This is a genomic window from Streptomyces sp. NPDC013157 (assembly GCF_042899865.1).
Taxonomy (GTDB): domain Bacteria; phylum Actinomycetota; class Actinomycetes; order Streptomycetales; family Streptomycetaceae; genus Streptomyces.
Map to the genome: position 1 here is coordinate 40,566 of NZ_JBIBAK010000010.1, position 26,459 is coordinate 67,024.

General features: G+C 72.3%; 17 protein-coding genes and 1 other RNA gene. 9 read left to right on the top strand and 9 right to left on the bottom strand.

What is annotated here, in order from left to right:
- Positions 1-55: 55 nt before the first annotated feature.
- The 8 genes from ACFY6U_RS27705 to ACFY6U_RS27740 all read right to left on the bottom strand — a co-directional run bounded on the left by ACFY6U_RS27705 (position 56) and on the right by ACFY6U_RS27740 (position 15,864).
- Positions 56-1,393, bottom strand: a complete 1,338-nt coding sequence (locus ACFY6U_RS27705) for a hypothetical protein (RefSeq protein ID WP_390042487.1) — start codon at positions 1,391-1,393, stop codon at positions 56-58.
- The gene (locus ACFY6U_RS27710; protein ID WP_390042489.1) at positions 1,390-3,579 is read right to left on the bottom strand and encodes a CDP-glycerol glycerophosphotransferase family protein; all 2,190 of its coding nucleotides are present in this window, start codon (positions 3,577-3,579) and stop codon (positions 1,390-1,392) included. The genes ACFY6U_RS27705 and ACFY6U_RS27710 overlap by 4 nt, the downstream gene beginning before the upstream one ends.
- 2 nt (positions 3,580-3,581) lie before the next feature.
- Positions 3,582-5,774 carry a CDP-glycerol glycerophosphotransferase family protein gene (locus ACFY6U_RS27715; protein ID WP_390042491.1) on the bottom strand — a complete coding sequence of 731 codons (2,193 nt, stop codon included), beginning with the start codon at positions 5,772-5,774 and terminating at the stop codon, positions 3,582-3,584.
- A 124-nt stretch (positions 5,775-5,898) separates the two neighbouring features.
- Positions 5,899-8,160, bottom strand: a complete 2,262-nt coding sequence (locus ACFY6U_RS27720; RefSeq protein WP_390042493.1) for a CDP-glycerol glycerophosphotransferase family protein — start codon at positions 8,158-8,160, stop codon at positions 5,899-5,901.
- 155 nt (positions 8,161-8,315) lie between these two features.
- Positions 8,316-9,155, bottom strand: coding sequence for a carbohydrate ABC transporter permease (locus tag ACFY6U_RS27725; RefSeq protein ID WP_390042495.1), 840 nt, complete (start codon positions 9,153-9,155; stop codon positions 8,316-8,318).
- A complete protein-coding gene (locus tag ACFY6U_RS27730; RefSeq protein WP_390042497.1) occupies positions 9,152-10,483 on the bottom strand; it encodes a carbohydrate ABC transporter permease in 1,332 nt (443 codons plus the stop codon). Before ACFY6U_RS27730 ends, ACFY6U_RS27725 begins: the two co-directional genes overlap by 4 nt.
- A gap of 7 nt (positions 10,484-10,490) precedes the next feature.
- Positions 10,491-11,867: an ABC transporter substrate-binding protein gene (locus ACFY6U_RS27735; RefSeq protein WP_390042499.1), complete on the bottom strand. Its 1,377-nt coding sequence runs from the start codon at positions 11,865-11,867 to the stop codon at positions 10,491-10,493.
- A gap of 256 nt (positions 11,868-12,123) precedes the next feature.
- Positions 12,124-15,864 (bottom strand): FHA domain-containing protein, encoded by a 3,741-nt coding sequence (locus ACFY6U_RS27740; RefSeq protein WP_390042501.1) that lies wholly within the window; start codon positions 15,862-15,864, stop codon positions 12,124-12,126.
- Positions 15,865-16,294: 430 nt separating this feature from the next.
- Here ACFY6U_RS27740 and ACFY6U_RS27745 point away from each other — a divergent pair, with 430 nt between their 5' ends.
- From ACFY6U_RS27745 to ACFY6U_RS27760, 4 genes are all read left to right on the top strand, one after another.
- On the top strand, positions 16,295-18,010 hold the full coding sequence (locus tag ACFY6U_RS27745) for a serine/threonine-protein kinase (protein WP_390042503.1): 1,716 nt from the start codon (positions 16,295-16,297) through the stop codon (positions 18,008-18,010).
- Between the two features lie 124 nt (positions 18,011-18,134).
- Entirely contained in the window at positions 18,135-19,370 is a 1,236-nt protein-coding gene (locus tag ACFY6U_RS27750) for a serine/threonine-protein kinase (RefSeq protein ID WP_390042505.1), read from the top strand.
- Positions 19,371-19,623: 253 nt separating this feature from the next.
- Positions 19,624-20,730, top strand: a complete 1,107-nt coding sequence (gene prfB, locus ACFY6U_RS27755) for a peptide chain release factor 2 (protein WP_351958257.1) — start codon at positions 19,624-19,626, stop codon at positions 20,728-20,730.
- A 303-nt stretch (positions 20,731-21,033) separates the two neighbouring features.
- Positions 21,034-21,894, top strand: coding sequence for a hypothetical protein (locus ACFY6U_RS27760; protein ID WP_390042507.1), 861 nt, complete (start codon positions 21,034-21,036; stop codon positions 21,892-21,894).
- A 110-nt stretch (positions 21,895-22,004) separates the two neighbouring features.
- Here the strand turns inward: ACFY6U_RS27760 and ACFY6U_RS27765 are convergent, their stop codons facing one another.
- Complete coding sequence (locus tag ACFY6U_RS27765; RefSeq protein ID WP_089106595.1) at positions 22,005-22,199, bottom strand: hypothetical protein; 195 nt, start codon at positions 22,197-22,199, stop codon at positions 22,005-22,007.
- Between the two features lie 257 nt (positions 22,200-22,456).
- Here ACFY6U_RS27765 and ftsE point away from each other — a divergent pair, with 257 nt between their 5' ends.
- The 5 genes from ftsE to ssrA all read left to right on the top strand — a co-directional run bounded on the left by ftsE (position 22,457) and on the right by ssrA (position 26,431).
- Positions 22,457-23,146, top strand: a complete 690-nt coding sequence (ftsE, locus tag ACFY6U_RS27770; RefSeq protein ID WP_294011361.1) for a cell division ATP-binding protein FtsE — start codon at positions 22,457-22,459, stop codon at positions 23,144-23,146.
- A 22-nt stretch (positions 23,147-23,168) separates the two neighbouring features.
- Positions 23,169-24,086: a permease-like cell division protein FtsX gene (gene ftsX / locus ACFY6U_RS27775; RefSeq protein ID WP_351486726.1), complete on the top strand. Its 918-nt coding sequence runs from the start codon at positions 23,169-23,171 to the stop codon at positions 24,084-24,086.
- A 68-nt stretch (positions 24,087-24,154) separates the two neighbouring features.
- Positions 24,155-25,324, top strand: a complete 1,170-nt coding sequence (locus ACFY6U_RS27780; protein ID WP_390042510.1) for a S41 family peptidase — start codon at positions 24,155-24,157, stop codon at positions 25,322-25,324.
- A 76-nt stretch (positions 25,325-25,400) separates the two neighbouring features.
- Complete coding sequence (smpB, locus tag ACFY6U_RS27785) at positions 25,401-25,943, top strand: SsrA-binding protein SmpB (protein ID WP_390042511.1); 543 nt, start codon at positions 25,401-25,403, stop codon at positions 25,941-25,943.
- A gap of 93 nt (positions 25,944-26,036) precedes the next feature.
- Positions 26,037-26,431: a transfer-messenger RNA gene (gene ssrA / locus ACFY6U_RS27790) on the top strand.
- Positions 26,432-26,459: the final 28 nt, after the last annotated feature.

Below are 26,459 nucleotides of genomic sequence, written 5' to 3' on the forward strand. Positions count from 1 at the left end.
ACGGACCATTTGCCAAGTGTTCCCGTCCGCCCCGACCGCGTTGCCGTCCGTCACCTCATCGAGTGACGCCGACCGCCTTGACCGCCCCCTGCACGGGAACCGGGACCGACCGGTGCGCCAGCGGTTCGAGGAGCAGCGGGACGCCCACCACCGGCAGCAGCCACGCCAGCACGATCAGCCGGTCGCCGAAGACGGTGATGTCGGGGTGGCCGGCCTGGGTGAGGATCCCGGTCGCGGCGGCCGCCAGCAGGAAGACCCCGAAGGCGGGCCGCCGCCGTGCTCCCCACGCCCCGGCCGCCAGCGCGGCCGGGAACAGCGGCGCCGTCAGTTGCCGCCGGAGCCACTCCACCCAGAAGTCGAACTCCAGGTGGAGGAACTCCCGCCACGGGTGGGCCCGGTCCGGGTGGGTGTAGTGGCCGGTCAGCAGGTCCTGCACGCTCTCCGCCTCGGAGGGGTAGCGCAGCAGCCGGGCGAGGAGCAGGGTGCCGGCCACCGCCCCGCACCCCACCACCGCGATCGCGGCCACCCCGCGCCCGGGACTCCGCCCGCGCCCGGGGTTCCCCCCGTGCCGGCGGCGCCGCCACCACGCGACCACCGCCGCGGCCCCGGCCAGGCACGCACCGAGAAAGAGGGCCTGCGAGTGCTTCACGGCGAACAGTGCGAGCAGCGCGCCTGCGGCCAACGCCGTCCCCGTCCGCGTCGTCCCCATCCGCGCGGTCGCCGCCCGCGCCGTCGCCGCCCGCCCGGTCAGGACCAGCGCGCAGCCCCACAGCGCCGTCAGCGTCAGGGCCAGCATCAGGCCCTCCGTCATCGGCCGCATCGCGGTCGTGCCGACCGGCAGGACGTAGTACAGGGTCTGCCCGGTCAGCGCGAGCGGCACCGGTACCGACACCGTCCGCAGCACCAGGAACACCAGCACCCCGCCCGCGCCCGCGACCAGCACACTCGCCAGCCACACGCCCCATGTCACCCCGAACACGGTGACGAACGGGACCAGGAAGACCGGATACCCCGGCCGCACCTCGAAGATCCGCCGCAGCCGAGGGGCCACGAACGGCACGACGTGCCCGTCCGTCTGCGCGCCCCCCGCCCGCAACCGCCGCTCCACCCGCTGCAGTTCACCGGCCCGGCACTCCGCGAACACCCGGCCCGCCGGACTGGGCGCGTGGAAGCGCAGCACGTCCACGCGCTGCGCGCGCTCCGCCGCCGACGCCTTGCCGGCGCATACCCAGTCCACCGTCTCGGCCGCCGCCTCCCGCTTGCCCGCCCCGGCCAGGGTCAGCGCGTACGACACGTAGTTCTTGGAGTCCGGCGTGTCCCGGCCGGTCACATCGGCGAGTTGCAGCACCGCGAAGACGGCGGCCAGCACCAGCACCCAGGTGCGCGGTCTCACGGCGACGCCAGCAGGTCACGCGCGCCGGCCGGGCCGGGCACCCGGGCCGGCGGCTCCGGCATCGACTCGCCGAGCAGCAGTGTCCGTACGACCCGCTCGGCGGCCCTGCCGTCGTCGAACTCGCAGAACCGGGACCGGAAGTCGGCCCGCAGCCGTGCCGACTCCTCGTCCCGCCAGCCGCCCGAGGCGAACAGCCAGGCCAACTCCCGGTAGGAGTGGGAGACATGGCCCGGGGCCTCGGCGGTGATGTCGAGATAGGCGCCGCGGCTCGCCGTGAACACGGCCCAGTCGTCGGCGTGCACGACGATCGGCCGGTCGAGACTGGCGTAGTCGAACATGATCGAGGAGTAGTCGGTGACGAGGGCGTCCGAGGCCAGCATGACCTCCTCGGCATGCGGTTCGCTGGTGGCGTCGACCACGATTCCGCGCCGGTGCAGCTCGGCCAGCCCCATCCCGCGCGCCGGACCGGTCGCGAGGCCCGGGTGCAGCCGGACCACCAGCGTGTGGCCCTCCCCGAGGTCGGCGGCGAAGCGGGTCAGGTCGATCCGGTCGACGTGCCCGCCCCGGACGTAGTCGCGGCGGGTCGGCGCGTAGAGCACCACGGTGTGGTCGGCCGGAATGCCGTGCCGGGCCCGGAAGTCGGTGGGGCCGCCGTTGACCAGGACGTCGTTGCGCGGGCTGCCGGTGCGGGCCGACGCGAAGTGGCAGGGGTAGGCCCGCTCCCACACCAGCTCCGAGTGGCGGTTGGCGACCAGGCTGTGGTCCCAGCGGTCGGCCCGGCGCAGCATCTGCGGCACGTCGAAACCGAGCCGGGCGCCGGGCTTGCCCAGCAGGTCGGCGCCCAGGTACTTGAGCGGGGTGCCCCGGTGGGTGTGGACGTGCACGCTGCCGGGCCGTTTCACCAGCGCGCCGGGCCAGTTGACGTCGTTGACGAAGAACTTCGCGCGGGCGGTCAGCCGCAGGTACTCCGGGGAGTCCAGCAGCACGTGCTCCACGCCGGCCGGCAGCTCCGCCGCGACCTCCGCGTCCCGTACCACCCAGACGCCGCGCAGCCGCGGGGCGATCTCCCGGGCCGCCCGGTACACGGCCGCCGGGTCGCCCCGCAGCCCCTGGTGCGAGGCCGCGGAGTACAGGACCAGGTTCTCGTCCGGCGGGCGCAGGCCGCGGAGCCCGGTCAGCGCGCGCCGGGCCCGGGTTCCCGCCGCCCGCCGCACCCGCAGCGCCTGCCGGCCGCCCGCCCGTCCGGCCCGCCCGGCCTGCTCCCGCAGCCGGTACGACGCGTACGACCCGCCCAGCACACCGAGGTCGGCCCCCTCCGGCCGGAACGCCCGGTACAGCTCGGCCGTCCGCCGGAAGAACTCGCCCCGGGCCGCGGGCGGCAGCCGGTCCGGTTTGGCGAGGATGTCCAGGCAGTGCTCGCCCATCTTCCGGTGCAGGTAGGGCCGCCAGCCGGCCAGTTCCGGGCGGGCGTCGACGAAGGCGAAGACCCGCTTGTACTGCTCGTGGACGTCGAAGTGCTTGCGGCTGGTGGTGGAGAGGATGTTGCCCTGCCGGCGCTGGCGGTAGCCGAGGCAGATCCGGTCGAGGGTGGCGATCCGGGCCGCGCTGAGCATGACCGGGAAGGTCCAGGGGGTGTCCTCGTAGTAGCCCGGCGGGAAGGCGAAGCCGTTCTCCTCGACGAAGTCACGCCGGTAGGCCTTGTTCCACACCACCATCAACAGGTCGAGGATCTCGGGGCGTTCGGCTGCGGTGAAGACGCCGTCGGTGGAACCCAGCACCTCCGCGAGGGCGTTGCGCCGGGTCCCGCCCCACCAGTAGGTGCGGGCGTAGTCGAAGACCAGCACGTCCGGGTCGCCGGTCTCCGCGAGCCGGTCGGCGACCGCGCCCAGCGCGCCCGGGGTGAGGGTGTCGTCGCTGTCGAGGAAGAGGAGGAAGTCACCGGTGGCGTGCGGGAGCCCGGCGTTGCGGGCGCGGCCGAGCCCGACGTTCTCCGGCAGGTGCAGGACCTTCACGCGCGGGTCGCGGGCCGCGTACTCGTCGAGGATCGCGCCGCAGCCGTCCGGGGAGCGGTCGTCGACGGCGATCACCTCGATGTCGTGGAAGGACTGTTCCAGGACCGAGTCGAGGCACTCGCGGAGGAATCCCTGCACCAGGTAACAGGGGATGATCACACTGAGTCGGGGCACGGTCAGCTCCTGACGAGGGTCGCGGCCGGGGCGGGCAGGCGTTCGGCGAGCGGGATCACCGTCGGGATCTCCTCCGGTGGCCGGCCGAGGAAGACCCGCCGTACGACCCGTTCGGCGGCCAGGCCGTCGTCGAACTGGCAGAACCGCGCCCGGAAGCCGGCCCGCAGCCGCCGGGACTCCGGGCCCCGGTAGGAGCCCTCGCGGAAGATCCGGGCCAGCTCCTCGGGGGTGTGGGCGACCGGCCCCGGCGGCTCGGCCATCAGGTCGAAGCAGACGCCCCGGGTCTGCCGGTAGACCTCCCAGTCGTCGGCGTAGACGACGATCGGCCGGTCCAGGTTGGCGTAGTCGAACATGATGGAGGAGTAGTCGGTGATCAGCGCGTCCGCGGCCAGGCACACGTCCTCGGCGGAGCGGTGCGCGGTGACGTCGATGACCCGGCCGGTGCCCGCCCGACGGCCCCGGTCGTAGAAGTAGTGCGCGCGCAGGAGCACGACGACGTCCTCGCCGGCCGCCTCGCAGAACGCCTCCAGGTCGAGGCCGGACTCGAAGCCGGTGTGGTGGTCGCGGTGGGTGGGCGCGTACAGCACGGCCGTCCTGCCGTCGGGGACCCCCAGTCTGCGGCGGGCCCGGACCACGTCGTGGGCGGACGCCGTGTAGTAGACGTCGTTGCGCGGATAGCCGTACTCCAGGGTCCGGTACGAGCCGGGGAAGGCGCGTTCCCAGGTCTGGGTGGAGTGGCGGTTGGAGGAGAGGTTGAAGTCCCAGCGGTCGACGCGGCCGAGGAGCCTGGTGAAGCTGCCGGTCTGCGCGGCGACCACCGGGTACGTCGACTGGTCGACGCCCATCTTCTTCAGCGGGGTGCCGTGCTGTGTCTGGAGGTGGACGCTGCCGGGCCGCTTGACGACCCCCTCGGCGAAGTTCGCGTTGTTGACCAGGTACTTGGCGCGGGCCAGTACCTCCCAGTACCGGCGGCTGCCGATCACCACGGACTCGACGTCGTCCGGCACGCCGTGTTCCTGGCCGGCCTCGACCAGGAACACCGAGCGGATGTGCGGGGCGAGTACGCGGGCGACGGCGTGGATCGCGGCCGGGTTGCACACGTAGCCGCGCCCCCAGTAGGCGCAGTACACGGCGAGGTTCGCGTCCAGCGGGCGGCGCAGGTCGAGGGCGTACCGCAGCCGGGTGAACGGCATGTGCGGGCGGGGCAGCCGCCCGGCGGCGCCGGCCGCGATCCGGTTGGCGCCGCGGAGCACGCGGAACGCCGTGTACGCGCCCGCCGCGAGGAGCCGGTGCTGGACACCCACGCTCCCGCCCGGCATCCGGAACCCGTCCGGGCGGTGCGTGCGGTGCAGCCGGGCCGCCCGCCGGAAGAACGCCCGGTGCCCGGCCGGCATCCGCTCCGGCTGCGCGGCCGTCTTCAGCACCACCGCGAAGACCTGCTCGAACAGCGCCCGCGCCCGGTCGCCCGGCAGCGCGGCGGCCCGCTCCAGCACCAGCTCCACCTGGTCGAGGAGTTCCCGCTGGTGCGGTCCCGGCAGGTTCAGCCGGCTGCCCTGCCGGCGCAGCCGGTGCCGTACGACCACCGAGCGCAGCACCGCGATCCGCTCGGCGGCGACGCTGGTCAGGCCGCCCCAGCCGAGGTCCGTGAAGTGCCCGTCCGGAAAGCGCAGGTGCCGCTCGGTGAGGAAGGACCGGCGGTAGACCGCGCTCCAGGCCGGCAGGGCCACGCCGGTCAGCCGCGGGGCCCGGTCCGGGGTGAACGCGCCGCTCGGGAGACCTGCCAGCAGGGGCGCCGCCGGGTTGGTCGGCTCCCCCTCCCACCAGGGTGTCCGTTCGTGCTCGGCATACAGGACGTCCACGTCACCGGTCTCGGCGAGCCGGGCGTCGAGCAGGGCCAGCGCGCCCGGGACCAGGACGTCGTCGCCGTCGAGGAAGAGCAGGTACGTGCCGTGCGCCGCCCGCATCCCGGTGTTCCGGGCCCCGCTCAGCCCGGCGGCCGGCGGTGAGTGCACCGGGGCCACCCGGGAGTCCCGCTCGGCGTAGGGGGCGACGACCGAGGCGGCCGGGGCGTCGGGCCCGTCGCAGACCGGGATCAGCTCCAGGTCGCCGAAGGACTGGGCGAGGACCGAGTCCAGCGCCTGGGACAGCCGGCCGGCGACCCCGTGGGACGGGACGATGATGCTGAAGCGGGGCATGCTGCTCTTTCTCAGGTGTGCATGCGGCCCGGCCTTCCCGTCGGCCGCCAGGTGGACGGCCGGGACGGAGTGGGCCGCGAGGTGTTGGGGGGCATGAGAGAACTCCCTGCAAGGCAAACGGCGTTCAGCGGCTCTCGGTGACGGGCAGATGTCCGGAAGGTTGCGGAACGGTGGCCAACGGGGAGTGGGTGAGCCCCGAGGCCGCCGAGGGCACGGGGTGCCGCTGCGCCAGCGGGACGACCTCCGGCAGCCCGGCCGTCTCGCCGAGCACCACATGCCGTACGACCCGCTCGGCGGCGCGTCCGTCGTCGTACCGGCAGAACCGCTCGCGGAACGCGGCGCGCAGCTGGGCGGAGCGGGAGCCGCACCAGTGGCCGGTGGCGAAGATGTCGATCAGCTCGTCCTCGGTGCGGGCGACCGCGCCCGGCGGGCTGGAGCGCAGGTCGAAGTAGGTGCCGCGGGCCGCGTGGTAGGCGTCCCAGTCCTCGGTGTGCACGACGATCGGCCGGTCCAGGTTGGCGTAGTCGAACATCAGCGAGGAGTAGTCGGTGACCAGCGCGTCCGCGGCCAGGCAGAGGGACTCCACGCTGGGGTGGTCGCTGACGTCGATCACCCGGTCCCCGGACGCGAGCGGGCCGCCGTGCCAGTAGTGGGCGCGGGCCAGGATCACGAAGCGCGGGCCGAGGCGGCGCACGATCCGGTCCAGGTCGAGGGCGGGGCGCTGGGTGCGCCGGTAGTCGCGGTGGGTGGGGGCGTACAGCAGGGCGACCGAGCCCTCGGGGACGCCGAGCGACTCCCGGATCCGGGTGACGTCGGCCGAGGTGGCCTGCTGGAAGACGTCGTTGCGCGGGTAGCCGTACTCGAGGGTCCGGTAGCCGCCGGGGTAGACGCGCTCCCAGGTCAGGGTGGTGTGGCGGTTGGCGGACAGGACGTAGTCCCACTTGTCGACGCCCCGCAGGAGCTCCTCGAAGTCCATGCCGGCGGCGGCCGCCGGGTGTTCCTGGAGGTCCAGGCCCATGTGCTTGAGCGGGGTGCCGTGCTGGGTCTGCACGAACACCTGGCCGGGGCGCTTGCGCAGCCGCCGGTCGAAGTTGACGTTGTTGACCAGGTACTTGGAGCGGGCCAGCGCCGTCCAGTAGCCGAAGGTGCCCGGCCGCAGCCGGCGCGGACCCGGCGGGATCGTGTGCTGGTGTTCCGGGCGGGCGATCCAGGCGGTGCGGATGTGCGGGGCGTGGGTGCGGAACGCCTCCTCCAGCGCGCCCGGGTTGCAGCCGTGGCCGCGGTTCCAGTAGGCGGCGAAGACCGCGCGGTCGGCGCGCAGCGGGAGGCGCAGCTGGATGCGGTAGTGCAGTTGGAGCAGGGCCGAGCGCAGACCGCGGACGGACTTCACGCCGGCCTTGACGGCGCGGCGGCGGACGGACATCGCCGACTGGAGGGCGCGGTAGGTGCGGTGCAGGCCGTAGTGGACGAGGGCGTGGCGCAGGCGGGTGCGGAGCGGGACGTTCGAGCCCCGCGCGTGATGGCGCCGGTAGTGGGCGCGGGCCGTGCGCAGGAACTCCCCGCGGGTGCCCTTCGGAAGCCGGTCCCGGCTGGTGAACACCGTGGTGAAGTGGTCGGCCATGCGGCGGAACAGCACCGGCCGCCAGTGCGCCAGTTCGGGCCGCTCCGCGAGGAACGCGAAGACCCGGTCGTACTGTTCGAAGATGTCGAAGTGCCGGCGGCTGGTGGTGCCGAGGATGCTGCCCCGCCGCCGCTGCCGGTAGTGCACGCAGACCCGGTCGAGGGTCGCGATCGACTCGGCGGCCATCAGGACCGGGTAGGTCCAGGGCGTGTCCTCGTAGAAGCCGGGCGGGAAGGCGAAGCCGTTCTCCTCGACGAACTCCCGCCGGTACGCCTTGTTCCAGGCCACCATGAGCACGCGCAGCAGACCGGGCCGGTCGTCGAGCCGGAAAGGCGCCGGCCCCTGTTCGGTCAGGTGCAGCGCGACCTTGTTGCGCTCCGCCCGGCCCGTCCAGAACGTCCGCGCGTAGTCGTGGACGAGCACGTCCGGATCGCCGGTCTCCTTGATCCGGTCGGCGATCGCCCGCAGCGCGTCCGGCGTGAGGGTGTCGTCGCCGTCGAGGAAGAGCAGGTAGTCGCCGCACGCCTGCGCCATCCCCGCGTTCCGGGCGCCGCCCAGGCCCTGGTTCTCCGGCAGGTGCAGGGCCTTCACGCGCGCGTCCCGGGCCGCGTACTCGTCGATGAGCGTGCCGCAGGCGTCCGGCGAGCAGTCGTCCACGGCGATCAGTTCGAGATCGGGGTACGACTGCGAGAGCACCGAGTCCAGGCACTCGGCCAGATACGCCTGGACCTGGTACGCGGGGACGATGACACTGAACCTGGGCAAGGCACATCCATGGGTCGGTCGGCGCGGGCGTTCTGCCCGGGAACGGCCAATGGAGTGATTCGGTTACGGTTCGTTACGTCATGTGAGTGACCGTACGTGAACGGCGGAGGGCGAGCCGATGGCCGGCCCGCCCTCTTTCGATGCCTCCTGCGGGGTTATTTGACCGCGCCCGCCATCACCCCCGTCACGAACTGCCGCTGGAACGCGAAGAACACGGCCAGCGGGATCACCATCGAGATGAAGGCGCCGGGCGCGAGCACGTCGACGTTGTTGCCGAACTGGCGTACCTGGGTCTGGAGCGCGACCGTGATCGGCTGGGTGCCCGACTTGGTGAACACCAGCGCGACCAGCATGTCGTTCCACACCCACAGGAACTGGAAGATGCCGAGGCTCGCGATCGCCGGCCCGCCGAGCGGCATCACCACCCGGGTGAACAGCCGCAGTTCGCCGGCGCCGTCGAGGCGGGCCGCCTCCAGCAGTTCGCGCGGGATCTCCGCGAAGAAGTTCCGCAGCAGGAACACCGCGAACGGCAGCCCGAAGCCGACATGGAAGAGGATCACCCCGAAGATCGTCCCGAACAGGCCGATCCTGCCGAAGAGTTCGGCGATCGGGATCAGCGCCACCTGGACGGGCACGACCAGGAGACTGACCACGACCAGGAACCACCAGTCCCGGCCCGGGAACTCCATCCACGCGAACGCGTAACCGGCCAGCGCCCCGATGATCACGACCAGGACCGTCGCCGGGACGGTGATCAGGACCGTGTTCCAGAGGGAGTTGGTGATGTCGCCGTTCTCCAGGAGCTTCTGGTAGCTGTCGAACGTCAGCTGGGACGGCTTGGCGAACACGTGCCACCAGCCGTTCGCGCTCATGTCCTCCGGGGACCTGAGGGAGGACGCGAGCAGCCCGATGGTGGGCACCAGCCAGAACAGCGCGACGACGATCAGGAAGACGCGCACCAGACCGCCGTTGATCTTCTCCAGCAGCCAGCTCATCGCCGCTCCTCCCGCCGCAGCCGACGCACGTTGAACCACATCACCGGGATGACGAGAAGCAGCAGGAACACCGCGATCGCGCTCGCGATGCCCGGCTGACCCTCCGAGAAGCCCTTCCGGTACAGCTCCAGGGCGAGCACGTTCGCGTCGTCCTGCGAGGAGCCCGGCGCGATGATGTACACGAGGTCGAAGACCTTCAGCACGTTGATCATCAGGGTGACGGTGACCACCGCGAGGACCGGTGCGAGGAGCGGCACGGTGACCTTGCGGAACACCTGCCACTCGGACGCCCCGTCGACCCGCGCCGCCTCCAGGAGTTCCCGGGGCACCCCGGCCAGCCCGGCCGCGATCAGCACCATCGCGAAGCCGGCCCACATCCAGACGTACGACCCGATGACGGCCGGCGTGACGAGGGTCGGGCCGAGCCAGTCGACGCCGTTGTAGGGCTGTTTGAAGTTGCTTGCCGGCAGCCGCAGTTGGGCGCCGTCCGCGGCGGCGGGCAGGGTGAAGGTGCCGTCGGCCGCGGCCTTGGTGGACGCCACCACCTCGCCGTTCTTCACCGCCTCGATACGCATCCCGTCGTAGCCGAGCTCGGACGGGTCGGGGGCGCCCAGCTTGCCGACGCCCTTGCCGCGGGTGAAGTCCTGCCAGGTGGTGCCGGTGATCTTCCCCGGGTCGGACTTGGCCGCCACGGCCTTCCTGGCGCCGTCGGGCATCTGGTCGGGGGCGACGCCGACGAGCGGGAGGGTGACGGTCTGGCCGGTGTGGACGGTGGCCGTGGTGATGAAGCCGCCCTGGTCCGGTCTGAGGGGCGACTCGCGGCCCGGGTGGGCGTTCGGGAACGCGGAGGACTGGGCGAAGGTGTCGTGGATGCCGACCCAGACCGCGTTGGCGACCCCTTTGTTCGGATCCTGGTCGTAGACGAGGCGGAAGATGATCCCTGCGGCCAGCATCGAGATCGCCATCGGCATGAAGACGACCAGCTTGAACGCCGTGCCCCAGCGCACCCGTTCGGTCAGCACCGCGAAGATCAGGCCGAGGGCCGTGGAGACCGTCGGCGCGAACACCACCCAGATGACGTTGTTCTTCACGGCGGTGCGGATGCTGTCGTCCGTGAAGATCGCCTTGTAGTTGTCGAAGCCGGCGAAACCGTCCCCGTTCGCGTTGTAGAAGCTGCGGATCAGCGAGTACCCGATCGGGTAGACCACGAGCGCGCCGAGCAGCACCAGGGCGGGGAGGAGGAAGAGAACCGCCACGCTCCTGCGGGTGCCGGTCACGCTCCTGCGGCGGCCCGGTGGAGCGGGGGCCGTGGTCGAGGGTGTGGCCATCGCCGGGTCAGCTTCCGCTGCCGTAGGCGGCCGCCGCGTCCTTCTCCAGCTTCGCCTGGGTGCCCGCGACGTCCGTGGGGTTCTGCAGGAAGTCCTGGAGGTCCTTCCACTCGCCCTTGCCCGGGGTGCCGCCGAACGCCTGCGGGGCCTGGTCGGACATGTCGAAGCGGAAGTCGTCACCGGACGCGATCAGGGACTTGGCGATCGTGCGCTGCACCTCGTTCGGGTAGGCCGAGTTCGGCACGCTCTTGTTCGGCGAGAGGTAGCCGCCGAGCTTCGCCTGGATCGTCGCCGCGTCCGGGGAGGCCAGGAACTTCGCCAGCGCCTGGGCGCCCTTGGAGTCCTTGAAGACGACCGCCGCGTCACCGCCGGAGACCACGGGGGCGGTGGAGCCGACCGCCGGGAACGGGAACACCTTGGCGTCCGTGCCCACCTTCGCCTTGGTCTCACCGATGTTGACCTGCACGAAGTCGCCCTCGTACACCATGGCCGCCTTCGGCTGGTCGCCGCCGGTGAAGGTCTGGGTCACCGAGGCCGGGAACTCCGTCTGCAGTGCGCCCGACGCGTTGCCCGCGACGTACCCCTTCTTGCCCCAGACCTGGGCCAGGGTGGTCAGCGCCTGCTTCACCGACGGGTCGGTCCACTTGATCTTGTGCTGGGCGAGCTGGTCGTACTTCTCCGGGCCCGCCTGGGAGAGGTAGACGTTCTCGAACCAGTCGGTCAGCGTCCAGCCGTCGGCGCCGCCGACCGAGAACGGGGTGACGCCCGAGTCGTACACCGCCTGCGCCGTCGTCAGCAGGTCCTGCCAGGTCTTGGGCTCCTTGGCGCCCGCGTTCTCGAAGACCTTCGCGTTGTACCAGATCAGCGACTTGTTGGCGGCCTTGTAGTAGACGCCGTACTGCTTCCCGCCGACCTTGCCGATGTCCTGCCAGCCCTGCGAGTAGTTCTTCTGCACTTCCGTGATCGTGTCGGCGCTCAGCGGCTTCGCCCAGCCCTTCTGCACGGCCTGCTTGATCGCGCCGGGCTGCGGCAGCAGCGCGATGTCCGGCGGCTGACCGCCCGCGATCTTCGACCCCAGGAAGTTGATGATCGGGTCCTGGGCGGGCACGAAGGTGACCTTCGCGCCGGTGCGCTTCTCGAACTCCGCGAGCACCTGCTTGAAGTTCTTCTGCTCCTGCCCCGTCCACACGGCGGCCACTTCGAGCGTGGTGCCGTCGAGCTTGGGGAGGCTGAGGGTGCTGGTCCCGGTGGCGCCGGTGCTGGTGTCGCCGTCGGACTTCTTGTCGCTGCTTCCGCACGCGGTGAGTGCGAGGGATCCCGCTAGCAGGGCGGCGAGTGTGGCGAGGGCCCTGTGTGTCCGGATGGTGTTGCTCATGACGCGCATCACTTCCCCGTTCGTCGTTCCTCGTTGAACGTCAGAACTGTGTCCCGTGCGCTCCGGTGTACGCGGGGGCCGCGTACGCGGCAAGTAGGCCGACAGGTCAGCGGCGGGGATCGTGATCGCGTTGTGATCGGTGGCCGGTGTCGGTGCGGGCGTCACCGGGGGCTGCCGCCCCCGGGCCCCCGCTTCGGCCTGGACGGCCTCGTCCTCGGACTCCCCCAGAGGGGGCACCCCCGGACGAGCTGACAGCGCCCCCTGATCACAAAAGTGAAGGAACCTCCGCCGCCGAGACCTCCTTCGCCGCCCTCTCCACCGCGCTCGCCAGCAGGGCCAGGTCGGTGGGGCCGTTGCCCAGTTCGCGGATCGGGCGGCGGGCCGGGGGGTCGCCCATACGGTGCCAGTCGAGGGCGACCACCGTGGGTCGCTGGGTCGCCGTGCGCGGGATACGGCCCGTGACACGGCCCGTCTGGAACGCCGTGGTGCGGCCGTCCGGGGTGGTCAGACGGCCGCGGCCCGGCGCCGGTTCGTCGGGGCCGCCGGCCGGGGTGTCCAGGGCGATGCGCAGGGTGGCCTGCCGGGCCGGTTCCGTCTCCGCCGTGCGGCCGCCGGCGCCGGCCGCCGCGACCAGGTGGACGCCGAGCCGCTCGCCCTCCTTCGCCACCGCCTCCAGCGCCCGCATCACGGAACCGGCGGCCGGGCGGCCCGGTGAACCGAGCGCGGGGGAGACCAGGGCGTCCAGATCGTCGACCACGACCACGAGCCGGGGAAGCGGGGGCGGCGGTGCCTCCGTCCGCCCGCGGGCCGCGGCACCGGCCGCCGGGCGCAGGCGGAGCGTCGAACTCGGGGGGGCCTCTATGTCGGCGGCGCCCGCGGCGGGGCGGGCGCGCTGCGGGACGATACGGCCGGAGATCTCCCGCTGCGCGTGCCAGTCGGTGAAGTCGGAACGGCCCAGCAGCTCGGCCCGGCGCTTCAGCTCCGCACTCAGCGACTGCGCCAACTCCCGCATCCGCACAGGGTCGTTGGCGGTCAGGTGGGTCGTGACATGAGGTATGTCCGTACAGACCCGCAGTCCCTCGCCGTGCCCGGCGCCCGTGCCGACGCCGTCGCGGCCGTCGATGAGGACGATCCCGAGCCGGTCGGGGCGCTCGGCGGCGGCCAGCGAGGCGACCACCGCCCGCAGCAGCTCCGTACGACCGCTGCCGGGCGGGCCCTCGATCAGCAGATGCGGTCCCTCGGCCACCAGGTCGGCGGTGAGCGGGCCGCGCGGTCCGGCGCCGAGCACCGCCCGGGCCCGGCCGCCCAGCGACTCGGTGTCGTCGGCCGCGTCCGCCCAACGGGCCATCAGCGAGGCCGGGGTGGCCCTCGCCAGCCCCAGCTCGTCCAGCAGCCGGGCGGACTGGGGGAGCGGGGCGGCCATGCGCGTGCGCCGGTCGGCGCCGGGGCCGTCGGGACGCAGCGGGGCCAGCGCCCTCGCGAACCGCTCGGCCCAGGCGGGGGAGACCGCGTCCACCGCGGCCAGGGTGCCGGGGCCGACCGGGCCGGCGGAACCGGCGTGGCCGGTGCGGACGCCGGCGGAGACCCGCATGAGGTGCAGCGCCGTCGCCACGTCGCCGCTCAGCAGGGCCACCGCCCCGCACTCCCGGAACGTCGGCGTCACCGCGCACGCCTGCTCGTAGGTCTGGTCGACCGGGGAGGTGGGCGAGGTGGGGGCCGTCTCCGCGAGGCAGATGACGTGCACTCCGGCCCGCGGTCCGGCCACGGTCAGCCGCGCCACCGCGTCGCGCAGCGCGGAGCCACCGGGATCGCCGTCCACGACGACGACCGTGTACGGGCCCGGGAAGCCGTCCTTGCCGTCGCCGTCGGCGCCCGGGTCGTGACGGGCCCAGGAGGGGCCCTTGGCGGCTTCGGGGGCCGCGGCGTCCGCTGCCGTACGGGCCGGGGCGGGGACCGGTGCGGGGCGGTCGGACGGGGTGGCCGGTCTGCGGGGGGCCGACAGCTCCTCCGTCCGCCGCAGCAGTTCCTCCACGCGCGCGGCCGCCTGTTCGCGGTCGTAGGCCAGCAGCAGGCGGCAGTCCTGGCCGTGCCCCGGGCGGACGTGCGGGAGCCAGCCGAGCCACGACCACTCGGCCGTGCGCTCCTCCAGGGGGCGGGCCCGGTCCGCGCTGATCAGGACGATCTCCAGCAGGTCGGGCGAGTGCAGTGCGGCGAGCTGGGCCAGGACCGCGCGGGCGAGGCCGGCCAGGCGGGTGCGTGGACCGGCCAGGCCGAGGGCACCGGCCTCACGCAGATCGGCGGTGACCGGGACGGCGGGGAGCAGGCCCGAGCCGTCGGGCGTCGGGCGGTCGGCCGTGCCGAGCCGGACCGTGAGTGCCTCGGGGTGGCCGGGGGCGCGCTCCCAGAGGCGGGGGCCGGGGCCGAGCGCGGTCAGCAGCACGGCGGCGGGGTCGGGCCAGGTCTCCGGCTGGGCGGGCACATCGGCGGACCCGGCACCGCCGTCCTCCGCCGCGGTCTCGTCGTCGGCGGCCGACGGAGGCTCACCGCGCCCGCCGGCCAGCCGCCGTGCCCAGGCCCCGAGCCCGCCGCGCCTGCGGGCGCCGGGCAGGGCGGGGGCTTCGGTACCGCGGAGGGGGGTGCCTTTGCGCCTGCCGGAGGGGGCAGGGGCGTCGGCCGGGTCGTGGGCGAGGGTGCCGCCGTCGGCGGGGGCCGGGCCGGGGGCGGTGCTTGCCGCGCCGGTGGAACTCCGGCCGCTTCCTACGTCTCCGGCACTTCCGGAGGGGGCCGGGCGATCGCCGAGCACTCCGGAGCGGCCGGCGTGGGTGTCGCCTGAACTGTGCTTGACGGCGGACCCGGGGCCGGTGCCGGGGCCCTGCGCCGCGTCGGGGCCGTATGCGGCGCCCGAACCGTGCGCGGCGGCGGAAGCGCCGCGCGGGCCCGGCAGTGTGCCGCGATTCCCGGTCGACGGGTAGCCGTGCCGGTCACCGTCGTACCCGCGCTCGGCCGACGGCGGTTCGGTCCGCTGCCCTGCCGACGACGCCAACCCGCCCGCGTGCCCGCCGTCCCCGGTGGGGGATCCGCCTGCCCGCCCGGTCCACGGCGGTCCGTCGCCACGGCCGGCCGCCGGCTGCCCGCCCCGGCTCTCGATCCTCGGTGCGTCCCCCTGTGCCGGTACGACCGGTGGCTCCATCGAGCCGTGCTCGTGGCTCCCGGCGGCCCCGCCCGCGGCTCCCCAGCCCGCCGTGCCGTAGGCGTGGTGGGTGCGGTCGGCCGGCGCGGCCGTACCGCCCCCGACGGCGGCGGAACCGTCGCCGTCGGCTCCCTCGCCGCCCGTCAGCACCCGCACGCACCCCTCTCCGTCGGGTGCCGTGCCGACCCGGGCCCCCGGCCCCCCGGACGGCGTAAGCCGCAGGGCCGATTCCCCGATGCGCAGGAGCGAGCCCGGGGTGAGGCGGACCGGGCGGTCGGTGACGCGGGTGCCGTCCAGGGCCGTGCCGTTGGTGGAGTGCAGGTCGGCGACCGAGACCCGGCCGTCGGCGGCGACCGTGACCGCGCAGTGCAGCCGGGAGACGTCCGGGTCGTCGAGCGGGACGTCGGCGTCGGCGGAGCGGCCGATGGTGATCTGGCCGCCGTGCAGGAGGTGGACCCCGCCCGCGTCCGGGCCGGCGATCACGTGCAGCTGGGTCGGGGCGTCGTCCAGCTCGGGGTGCGGCTCGGGGGCCGCGGGCGCGCCCAGGGACAGCACGGCGCCGTCGACCAGCGGGGGCTCGCCCAGGATGCGGCGGCGGGCGTCCAGCCGCTCCGTCCCGGCGTACAGCACGACCGGGGCGCCGCTCGGCTCACGGCCGCCCAGGCTGCCGTCCCCGGTGACCGCCGAGGCCAGCCCCGACGCCACCGCGGCCAGGTCCGTGCCCGAGGGCGCCGTCACCAGCACGTCGCGGCTCAGGGCCCGGCCCCGCTGCGCGGCAGGGCCCAGCGGGTCTACGACGGTCAGCCGGATCTGCATCGCCGTCAGCGGTCCCTTCTGCGCGGGCGCGGAATTCCCCCCACCACCACGAGCACGTCGGCCAGTTCTGCTGTCAAACGCATCCTCGCACCTGCCACTGACAACGCGCCCACGCCCCGATGGTAAGTGATCTTGATTGGTCAGCTCTGCCCCCAAAAGTGCCTGACCAATACCGTGCGGGCGATCACTTGAGATCGGTCACGTCCGGCCCCGGCAACCAGTGGACCGAAGCAAGCGTCTTTCCATCGAACGCAGGCCGGAACGCCAACGTATGGGGATACGTCGGGACGCTTATCGGCTGCCTACCGGGGAGGGGAAAGCACAGCCGGACGACAGCCCGGTCCCAGGCACCACGGCACTACAGTGGGTCGGACACATGGGTCGGACACATGGGTCGGACACATTCAGCAAGCAGCAGGGAGCGCATGACGTGCGGCCGGTAGGCAGCAAGTACCTCCTGGAGGAGCCGCTGGGACGCGGCGCCACCGGGACCGTCTGGCGTGCCCGCCAGCGGGAGACCGCGGGCGCCGAGGCGGCCGTGCCCGGCCAGCCCGGCGAGACCGTCGCGATCAAGGTCCTCAAGGAAGAGCTCGCGAGCGACCCCGACATCGTGATGCGCTTCCTGCGGGAGCGCTCGGTCCTGCTCCGGCTCACCCACCCCAACATCGTCCGGGTCCGCGACCTGGTCGTCGAGGGCGATCTCCTCGCCCTCGTCATGGACCTCGTCGACGGCCCCGACCTGCACCGCTACCTGCGCGAGAACGGCCCCTTCACGCCCGTCGCCGCCGCCCTGCTCACCGCCCAGGTCGCCGACGCGCTCGCCGCCAGCCACGCCGACGGCGTGGTGCACCGCGACCTGAAACCGGCCAACGTGCTGCTCGCGCAGTACAACGGCCAGATGCACCCGATGCTGACCGACTTCGGCATCGCCCGCCTCGCCGACTCCCCGGGCCTGACCCGCACCCACGAGTTCGTCGGCACGCCCGCGTACGTCGCCCCGGAGTCCGCCGAGGGCCGGCCGCAGACCTCCGCCGTCGACATCTACGGCGCCGGCATCCTGCTGTACGAGCTGGTCACCGGCCGCCCGCCGTTCTCCGGCGGCAGCGCCCTGGAAGTCCTCCACCAGCACCTCAGCGCCGAGCCCCGTCGCCCCTCCACCGTCCCCGACCCGCTGTGGACGGTCATAGAACGCTGCCTGCGCAAGAACCCCGACGACCGCCCGAGCGCCGAGAACCTCGCGCGCGGCCTGCGGGTCGTCGCCGAGGGCGTGGGCGTGCACGCGAACTCCGCGCAGATCGCGGCGGCCGAGGGCGTCGGCGCGCTGCTCGCCCCCGACCCGGCACCGGCCGCCGTGCCGGGCGCGGCCGACCCGACCCAGGTGCTGCCGAACACGGGCACGCCGACGGGCGCGTACGACCCGAACGCCGCGACCAGCGTCCTGCCGCACACCGGCCAGCCGGGGCCGTTCGGCGCCGCCGACCCGACCGCCGTGCTGCCGAACACCGGCGCCGCCGACCCGACGGCCGTCATGCCCCCGATGCCCCAGGGGCAGCCCGGCCAGCAGCAGCCCGGCCAGCAGCAGCCCGAGCAGCCGCACCCCTGGCAGACCCAGCTCCGCGCGGCCCGCGACCGCAACGAACAGACCCAGGTCCAGTACCTCGACCCGGGCGAGGACCCACTGCGCCGCCGCCCCCAGCGCCAGGTGGCCCGGCCGCAGCAGCCGCCGCCGCGCCAGGCCCCGCAGCAGCAGCCGGTACGCCGGCCGCAGCCGCGCGGCGCACAGGGCGGGCAGGGCGGGTACGGCCAGCAACAGCCAGCCGGATACGGCGGCGGTCGGCCGCAGCAGTACGCCCCGCCGCCGCAGCAGCCCCAGCAGCGCTACGCGCCGCCCGCCGAGCCGCAGCAGCGGGCCCCGCGCGAGCCGCGGCAGCGCAGCGCCAACCCGATGCGGATCCCCGGGCTCGGCTGCCTCAAGGGCTGCCTGTTCCTGGTCGTCATCCTGTTCGTCGCGGGCTGGCTGATCTGGGACCTGACCCCGGTGCACACGTGGGTCGGGCAGGGCCGGGGCTACTGGAACCAGCTGAGCCACTGGGCACACTCGGTCAGCAACTTCATCGGCGACCTGGGCAACGGCTCCGGCAACTGACCGCGGGAACCGACCGCGAGTTTGGGGATTTGTCGACACCTGGCGGGTGATTTCCGCCTCCGTGGTGAAGGTTGGCTACTCGGACGCGTACTTTTGTCGGCAACACGCGTCTGTAGGAGCAGCCTTGGCACGGAAGATCGGCAGCCGGTACACCGCCCACCAGATCCTGGGGCGGGGCAGCGCCGGCACGGTGTGGCTGGGCGAGGGGCCGGAGGGGCCCGTCGCCATCAAGCTGCTGCGCGAGGACCTCGCGTCCGACGAGGAGCTGGTGGGCCGCTTCGTGCAGGAGCGCACGGCACTGCTGGGCCTCGACCACCCGCACGTGGTGTCCGTCCGTGACCTCGTCGTCGACGGCAACGACCTCGCCCTCGTCATGGACCTGGTCCGGGGCACGGATCTGCGCACCCGCCTGGACCGGGAGCGGCGGCTCGCGCCCGAGGCGGCCGTCGCGATCGTCGCGGACGTCGCGGACGGGCTGGCGGCGGCGCACGCGGCGGGGGTCGTCCACCGCGACGTGAAGCCGGAGAACGTCCTCCTCGACATGCAGGGCCCGCTGGGTCCCGGCGGCTCCCACCCCGCCCTGCTGACGGACTTCGGCGTCGCGAAGCTCATCGACTCCCCGAAGCGGACCCGCGCCACGAAGATCATCGGCACGCCGGACTACCTGGCCCCGGAGATCGTCGAGGGCCTGCCGCCCCGCGCGTCGGTGGACATCTACGCGCTCGCCACGGTCCTCTACGAGCTCCTCGCGGGCTTCACCCCGTTCGGCGGCGGCCACCCCGGCGCGGTGCTCCGCCGCCACGTCACCGAGACCGTCGTCCCGCTCCCCGGCATCCCCGAGGAGCTCTGGCAGCTGCTCGTCCAGTGCCTGGCGAAGGCGCCGGCCTCCCGGCTGCGGGCCTCCGAGCTGGCCGCGCGGCTGCGGGAGCAGCTGCCGATACTGGCGGGGATGCCGCCGCTGGACGTCGACGAGCCGGAGACGGAGACGCCGGAGGAGGCCGAGGACCCGGCGACCGCCGCCGCTCCGGCCGCGGAGGAGCAGCGGGTACGGCGCCGGGGTGCCGTCTCCCTGGTGCCGGGCGCGAAGCCGGACTCCAACCGGGACACGCACACGTCGATGCGGGTGCCGGGCCCCGACGAGCTGGCGGGCGGCGCCCGGGGCACCGCGCGGGCGCCGCGGGCGTCGGGGGCGCCGCGGCCGGGGTCGGCGCGGCATCGGGTGGCGGCGCGGCGGCGGAGGGTGACGTTCGCGGTGGCGGGGGTCGCGGTGGCGGCGGCGGTCGGCGTCGGCGCGTGGCTGGCGTCGTCGGGTGACGACTCGGCTCCGCCGCAGGAGACGCACAGCTCGTCGACGCCGTGACCTGCCGGTGGCTCCGCCGGTTTCTGCCCACCCGCCCACCCGCCCACCCGCCCACCCGCCCACCCGCCCCGGTAGGCACCAAACCCACCGCCACGGGGCTCCGCCCCGGACCCCGAGGGGAAGTGGGCGTCCGCCCGGCTCGGTGGGACGTGGGCCCGCCGTCGCGGGGCTCCGCCCCGGACCCGGCTCGGACCCGAACGTGCGGGGATGCCCGTCGGCCATCCTCGGTTGGCGGAGCCGTTACGCTGGAGGCGTGGCAGTCGTCGATGTATCCGAAGAGCTCAAGTCCCTCTCCTCGACCATGGAGTCGATCGAGGCCGTTCTGGACCTCGACAAGCTGAGGGCAGACATCGCCGTGCTCGAGGAGCAGGCGGCCGCGCCGTCCCTGTGGGACAACCCGGACGAGGCGCAGAAGATCACCAGCAAGCTGAGCCACCTCCAGGCCGAGGTCAGGAAGGCGGAGGCGCTGCGCGGACGGATCGACGATCTCGCCGTGCTCTTCGAGATGGCCGACGAGGAGGACGACCCGGACACCCGCGCCGAGGCCGAGTCCGAGCTCGCCGCCGTCAAGAAGGCGCTGGACGAGATGGAGGTCCGGACGCTGCTGAGCGGGGAGTACGACTCCCGGGAAGCGCTCGTCAACATCCGCGCGGAGGCGGGCGGCGTCGACGCCGCCGACTTCGCCGAGAAGCTGCAGCGCATGTACCTGCGGTGGGCGGAGCAGAAGGGCTACAAGACCGAGCTCATCGAGACGTCGTACGCCGAAGAGGCCGGCATCAAGTCGACCACCTTCGCCGTGCAGGTGCCGTACGCCTACGGGACGCTGTCCGTGGAGCAGGGCACGCACCGGCTCGTGCGCATCTCGCCGTACGACAACCAGGGGCGCCGCCAGACCTCCTTCGCCGGTGTCGAGGTGCTCCCCGTGGTCGAGCAGTCCGACCACGTCGAGATCGACGAGAGCGAGCTGAGGATCGACGTGTACCGGTCCTCCGGGCCCGGCGGCCAGGGCGTCAACACCACCGACTCCGCCGTGCGCATCACGCACCTCCCCACCGGAATCGTGGTCTCGTGCCAGAACGAGCGGTCGCAGATCCAGAACAAGGCCACCGCGATGAACGTCCTCCAGGCCAAGCTCCTGGAGCGGCGCCGCCAGGAGGAACAGGCCAAGATGGACGCCCTCAAGGGCGACGGCGGCAACTCCTGGGGCAACCAGATGCGGTCGTACGTGCTGCACCCGTACCAGATGGTCAAGGACCTGCGGACCGAGTACGAGGTCGGCAACCCCGAGGCCGTGTTCAACGGCGAGATCGACGGCTTCCTGGAGGCCGGAATTCGCTGGCGCAAGCAGCAGGAGAAGTAACTTTGTCGACTTGCCCACGGCGAGTCGACCGACTTGGAACTGCCGCCCCCGTGGCGGCAGTTCTCGTATGTCTGGGTTTTACGTCACACTCACACACTTCAACTCCCGGCATTGGGTGCGCAACTGGACATCGCGCGCGCAACGGCCTTGACGTGCTCTTGGAAAATGGGAAGGGTGAAGTGTGGCATGCGTATCTCTGGGGCGCATGTGAACCGGGGGCCTTGAACATTCGTAGCTGTCTCCGTCGAGCACCGGCCCCGAGCGCCGCCGCACAGACGATCAGCTACTGGGGGTAGCAACCATATGACGAAGAAGACGCGTCTCCGCGTCGCGCGGATAGCCGCCGGCGCAGTGATCGCAGCCGGCGCCTCTCTCACGGCCGCCGGCGCCGCTTCCGCCCTGGACATCGGCGTGAGCGTGACCGACAGCGGTGTCAGCGCGACCGTCGACACCGGCGACGACGATGGCGGCACGGGCGGCGCGCCCTGTGACATCGTCGTGGACCCGACCTGTGACGACGGTGGCACCAGCACCACCGGCGGCACGGACAGCGGTGGGACCGACACGGGTGGCACCGACACCGGTGGCACGGACACGGGTGGCACGGACACGGGTGGCACGGACACCGGCGGTTCGACGACCGGTGGCAGCGACACCGGTGGCAGTGACACCGGCGGTTCCGACACGGGTGGCAGTGACACCGGCGGTTCGACGACCGGCGGCAGCGACACCGGTGGCAGTGACACCGGCGGTTCCGACACGGGTGGCAGCGACACCGGCGGTTCGACGACCGGCGGTTCGACCACGGGTGGTTCGTCCACCGGTGGCAGCGACACCGGCGGGTCGACCACGGGTGGTTCGTCCACCGGTGGCAGCGACACCGGCGGTTCGACCACGGGTGGCTCGTCCACCGGCGGCTCGACCTCCGGCGGCACCGGTACCGACGGTAACTCCGGCACCTCCGCCCAGGAGGCCGGCACCTCTGCGCTCACCGACACCGGGTCCTCGAACACCGAGGCCCAGGGTGGCGGCAAGCAGCTCGCCGAGACGGGTGCCGGGCAGACGGCGTTCCTCCTCGTCGGCGCGGCCACGATGATCGCCGGCGGTATCGGCTTCCGCATCCTGCCGCGCCTCGTGGGCGGCCGCGGCGGCGCCGCCGCCTGACGGTAGGCAACCGCTCACGGAGCGTATCCGTAGCGCAACGGACGAAGGGCCCTGAGCAGCGGCTCAGGGCCCTTCGGTCGCTCTTGGGTGAGCTTCGCGTGTGAGCTTCGTTACGCGGTCTGGTGGGCCGCCAGCAGCGCCACCGCGGCGATCAGTACCGCCAGCAGCCCGATGAGCGCCATCGGGTTCAGACCGCCGAGGAAACTCTCCTGCTGAAGACGCTCGCGATTCGCGCGGCACACGGGGCACCGGCCTTCGCTCACGGGCGCCGCGCAGTTCGCGCACACCAACCGGTCGTACGTCATGCGCTCGCCCTCCTTGCACCCGCCATTACCCACACAACGCTCCGCGGAACGAGAACGTTCCCCTCCCACTGTGCCAGGTTCCCCCGGAAAGAGCGCGGCCGTCCGCAGACCTCGGCCCGGCACTCCTGGGCGTTCCGGAGAGACTGCCCCGGAACAAAACTGCACAAGCCTCACCCAACCGTGACCGGCGCCTGCGCTACCTCACTCGACTCGCGTATGGTCACGCTCATCTACCCCCGGCGACCCGTGGTGCATCCGTGATCCGATTCGACAATGTCTCCAAGGTCTACCCCAAGCAGACCCGCCCCGCACTCAGGGAAGTGTCCCTGGAAGTGGAGAAGGGCGAGTTCGTCTTCCTCGTGGGGTCCTCCGGCTCCGGAAAGTCCACCTTCCTGCGGCTGATCCTCCGCGAGGAGCGGTGCAGCCACGGCCAGGTGCACGTCCTCGGCAAGGACCTCGCCCGGCTGTCCAACTGGAAGGTGCCGCAGATGCGCCGCCAGCTCGGGACGGTCTTCCAGGACTTCCGCCTGCTGCCCAACAAGACGGTCGCCGAGAACGTGGCCTTCGCCCAGGAGGTCATCGGCAAGTCGAAGGGCGAGATCCGCAAGTCCGTGCCCCAGGTCCTCGACCTCGTCGGGCTCGGCGGCAAGGAGGACCGCAGGCCCGGCGAGCTGTCCGGCGGCGAGCAGCAGCGCGTGGCCATCGCGCGTGCCTTCGTGAACCGGCCCAAGCTGCTGATCGCGGACGAGCCCACGGGCAACCTCGACCCGCAGACCTCGGTCGGCATCATGAAGCTGCTGGACCGCATCAACCGGACCGGCACCACCGTGATCATGGCCACCCACGACCAGAACATCGTCGACCAGATGCGCAAGCGCGTCATCGAGCTGGAGAAGGGCCGACTCGTCCGCGACCAGGCCCGCGGCGTCTACGGCTACCAGCACTGACGGAAAGGCTTAACCCGACGCCATGCGTGCCTCGTTCGTAATGTCGGAGATCGGAGTCGGTCTCCGCCGCAATCTGACGATGACCTTCGCGGTCGTCGTCTCGGTCGCCCTGTCCCTGGCGCTCTTCGGCGGCTCGCTCCTGATGAGCGACCAGGTCAACACCATGAAGGGCTACTGGTACGACAAGGTCAACGTCTCGATCTTCCTCTGCAACAAGAGCGACGCCGAGTCCGACCCCAACTGCGCCAAGGGCGCGGTGACCGAGGACCAGAAGAAGCAGATCCAGGCCGACCTCGGCAAGATGTCGGTGGTCGAGAAGGTCACCTACGAGTCCCAGGACGAGGCGTACAAGCACTACAAGGAGCAGTTCGGCGACTCGCCGCTCGCCGACTCCCTCACGCCGGACCAGATGCAGGAGTCGTACCGGATCAAGCTCAAGGACCCGGAGAAGTACCAGGTCGTCGCGACCGCCTTCGACGGCCGTGACGGGGTCCAGTCGGTCCAGGACCAGAAGGGCATCCTCGACAACCTCTTCGGCCTGCTCAACGGCATGAACTGGGCGGCCCGCATGGTCATGGCCCTGATGCTGGTGGTCGCCCTGATGCTGATCGTCAACACGGTGCGCGTCTCCGCGTTCAGCCGTCGGCGCGAGACCGGCATCATGCGCCTGGTCGGCGCCTCGGGCTTCTACATCCAGGCCCCGTTCATCGCGGAGGCCGCCGTCGCCGGCCTGATCGGCGGCACGGTCGCCTGCGGATTCCTGGTGATCGCGCGGTACTTCATCATCGATCACGGCCTGGACCTGTCCCACAAGCTGAACTTGATCAACTTCATCGGCTGGGACGCGGTGTTGACCAAGCTCCCGCTCATCCTCGCAACGAGCCTTCTGATGCCCGCGCTTGCCGCGTTCTTCGCGCTGCGCAAGTACCTGAAGGTGTGACGCATGCCAAGAGGGCCGTACGGGCAACAGCCCGTGCGGCCCTCTTGCGTTGTCCTAGACTCACCGGCATGTCAGGCCGAGAGCTGTTCTGTCAGCCCCGCCGGGTTCGCCGGGGGGCGGCTCTGACGTTGGTGTTTGCAGGGCTGTTGGTGACCGGGGCGGCCACCGGGGCGTTTCCGGACCCCGGGCAGTCCGACCGGAAGACGCCCACCGGGGCCGCCCGTCCGGCCACCGGGCACGAGGACGTCGCGAAGGCCGCCGCCGAGGCGATGGCCGACGGCAAGTCCCCCGTGGAGGCGGCCGAGCGGGCCGTGAGCCGCAGTGGGGACCGGTGGGCCGCGGTCTACTCCGAGGGCGAGTACCAGGAGTTCGAGGAAGCGCTCGACGGCCAGTACACGGGCGTGGGGCTGTGGACCCGGCGGACGGCGGACGGGCGGATCGACGTGACCAAGGTGCAGGCCGGGTCGCCCGCGGCCGCCGCGGGGATCAGGAAGGGCGACCGGCTGCGCAGCATCGACGGCGAGGACGTCGACGGGCGGCCCGTCACCGACGTCGTCTCGTTACTGCGCGGTGACGCCACCGACGCCCGCGCCGGTACGACCGTCACCCTCGGTCTCGAACGCGGCACGCGCGCGTGGAGCGAGACCCTGCGCCGGGCGCTGCTGTCGACGGACTCGGTGACCGTCCGCAAGCTGACCGCCGGTATCACCGTCATCAAGGTCTCCGCCTTCACCAGGGGCTCCGGGGAGCTGGTGCGCACCGCCGTCCGGCAGGCCCCGGCTGACGGCGGCATCGTCCTCGATCTGCGCGGCAACTCCGGCGGCCTGGTCAGCGAGGCCGTCACCGCCGCCTCCGCCTTCCTCGACGGCGGCCTGGTCGCCACCTACGACGTCGACGGCGCCGAGCGCTCCCTGCACGCCGAGCCCGGCGGCGACACCGCGAGACCCCTGGTCGCGCTCGTCGACGGCGGCACGATGAGCGCGGCCGAGATGCTCACCGGCGCCCTCCAGGACCGCGGCCGCGCGGTCGTCCTCGGCTCCCGCACCTTCGGCAAGGGCTCCATCCAGATGCCCACCCGCCTCCCCGACGGCTCGGTCGCCGAGCTCACCGTCGGCCACTACCGCACCCCGTCCGGTCACACCGTCGACGGCCGGGGCATCACCCCCGACCTGGACGTGTCCTCCGGGGCGCTGGAGCGGGCGGAGACGGTCCTGAGCGGCCTCGGCGACCCGTCGTAACCCGCGGAACCCTGCAAATCGGCTTCCCCCGCACCCCCTCCGTAGTGCGAAAATGGACGGCACTATGGCCAAGGGAATGTACGTACCGAAAGAGTCCCAGCAGAAGCAGCAGGGGACGGCCGCCAAAGCCAGGGACGGCGAGAAGGGCGGCAAGCGCAAGATCGTCGCGCAGAACAAGAAGGCGCGGCACGACTACGCGATCATCGACACCTACGAGGCCGGTCTCGTCCTGTCCGGCACCGAGGTGAAGTCGCTGCGGCAGGGCCGGGCCTCGCTGGTCGACGGCTTCGTCCAGATCGACGGCAACGAGGCGTGGCTGCACAACGCGCACATCCCGGAGTACAGCCAGGGCACCTGGACCAACCACTCGGTGCGCCGCAAGCGCAAGCTGCTGCTGCACCGCGAGGAGATCGACAAGCTGGAGGCCAAGGCCCAGGAGACCGGTCACACGATCGTGCCCCTCGCCCTGTACTTCAAGGACGGCCGGGCCAAGGCGGAGATCGCGCTCGCCCGGGGCAAGAAGGAGTACGACAAGCGGCAGACCCTGCGCGAGCAGCAGGACCGCCGGGAGAGCGACCGCGCGATCGCGGCGGCGAAGCGGCGGCAGCGGGGCGCGTAGGGGCGCGGGAATGTAGTGGCATCGGCGTGCGTTGGTCACGTACGATGGCACCAACACCGGCGGAAGCTGGTGTGAAGATTGAAAAATCAACATGGGGATGATCGGTTTCGACAGCGGATGTCGAGGCAGGGGAAGCGTGTCGAGAAAGCGGCCATGATCTCGTAAACCACAGGCCGAAACAAATAATCGCCAATTCCAAGAGCGATTCTCCCGAGCTCTTCGCTCTCGCTGCCTAATTAGGTAGTGATCGAATAGCTCCTTAATGGGAGTGTCAGCCCGGGGCTGTTCCCGACCCGGATCCTGGCATCAGCTAGGGGACTAAACCTTGATCCCGGTCACGGGGTGAAGAGGGAAATCAAACAGTGACTGGGCCCGTCGGCGACTTGTTCGCGTGATCGCCGGGGCCGAGAAAATCACAGCGAACTGCACACGGAGAAGCCCTGGTTCTGCACCGTTGGACGCGGGTTCGATTCCCGCCATCTCCACGATCAGAGGAGCCCAGCTCCTCAGTCCCAT

Coding starts and splice junctions, on each gene's coding strand:
- ACFY6U_RS27780 (WP_390042510.1), top strand. CDS start 24,155: ATGTCAGGCCGAGAGCTGTTCTGTCAGCCCCGCCGGGTTCGCCGGGGG.
- ACFY6U_RS27765 (WP_089106595.1), bottom strand. CDS start 22,199: ATGACGTACGACCGGTTGGTGTGCGCGAACTGCGCGGCGCCCGTGAGC.
- smpB (WP_390042511.1), top strand. CDS start 25,401: ATGTACGTACCGAAAGAGTCCCAGCAGAAGCAGCAGGGGACGGCCGCC.
- ftsX (WP_351486726.1), top strand. CDS start 23,169: ATGCGTGCCTCGTTCGTAATGTCGGAGATCGGAGTCGGTCTCCGCCGC.
- ACFY6U_RS27725 (WP_390042495.1), bottom strand. CDS start 9,155: ATGAGCTGGCTGCTGGAGAAGATCAACGGCGGTCTGGTGCGCGTCTTC.
- ACFY6U_RS27715 (WP_390042491.1), bottom strand. CDS start 5,774: ATGCCCCGCTTCAGCATCATCGTCCCGTCCCACGGGGTCGCCGGCCGG.
- ACFY6U_RS27760 (WP_390042507.1), top strand. CDS start 21,034: ATGACGAAGAAGACGCGTCTCCGCGTCGCGCGGATAGCCGCCGGCGCA.
- ACFY6U_RS27730 (WP_390042497.1), bottom strand. CDS start 10,483: ATGGCCACACCCTCGACCACGGCCCCCGCTCCACCGGGCCGCCGCAGG.
- ACFY6U_RS27740 (WP_390042501.1), bottom strand. CDS start 15,864: ATGCAGATCCGGCTGACCGTCGTAGACCCGCTGGGCCCTGCCGCGCAG.
- ACFY6U_RS27735 (WP_390042499.1), bottom strand. CDS start 11,867: ATGCGCGTCATGAGCAACACCATCCGGACACACAGGGCCCTCGCCACA.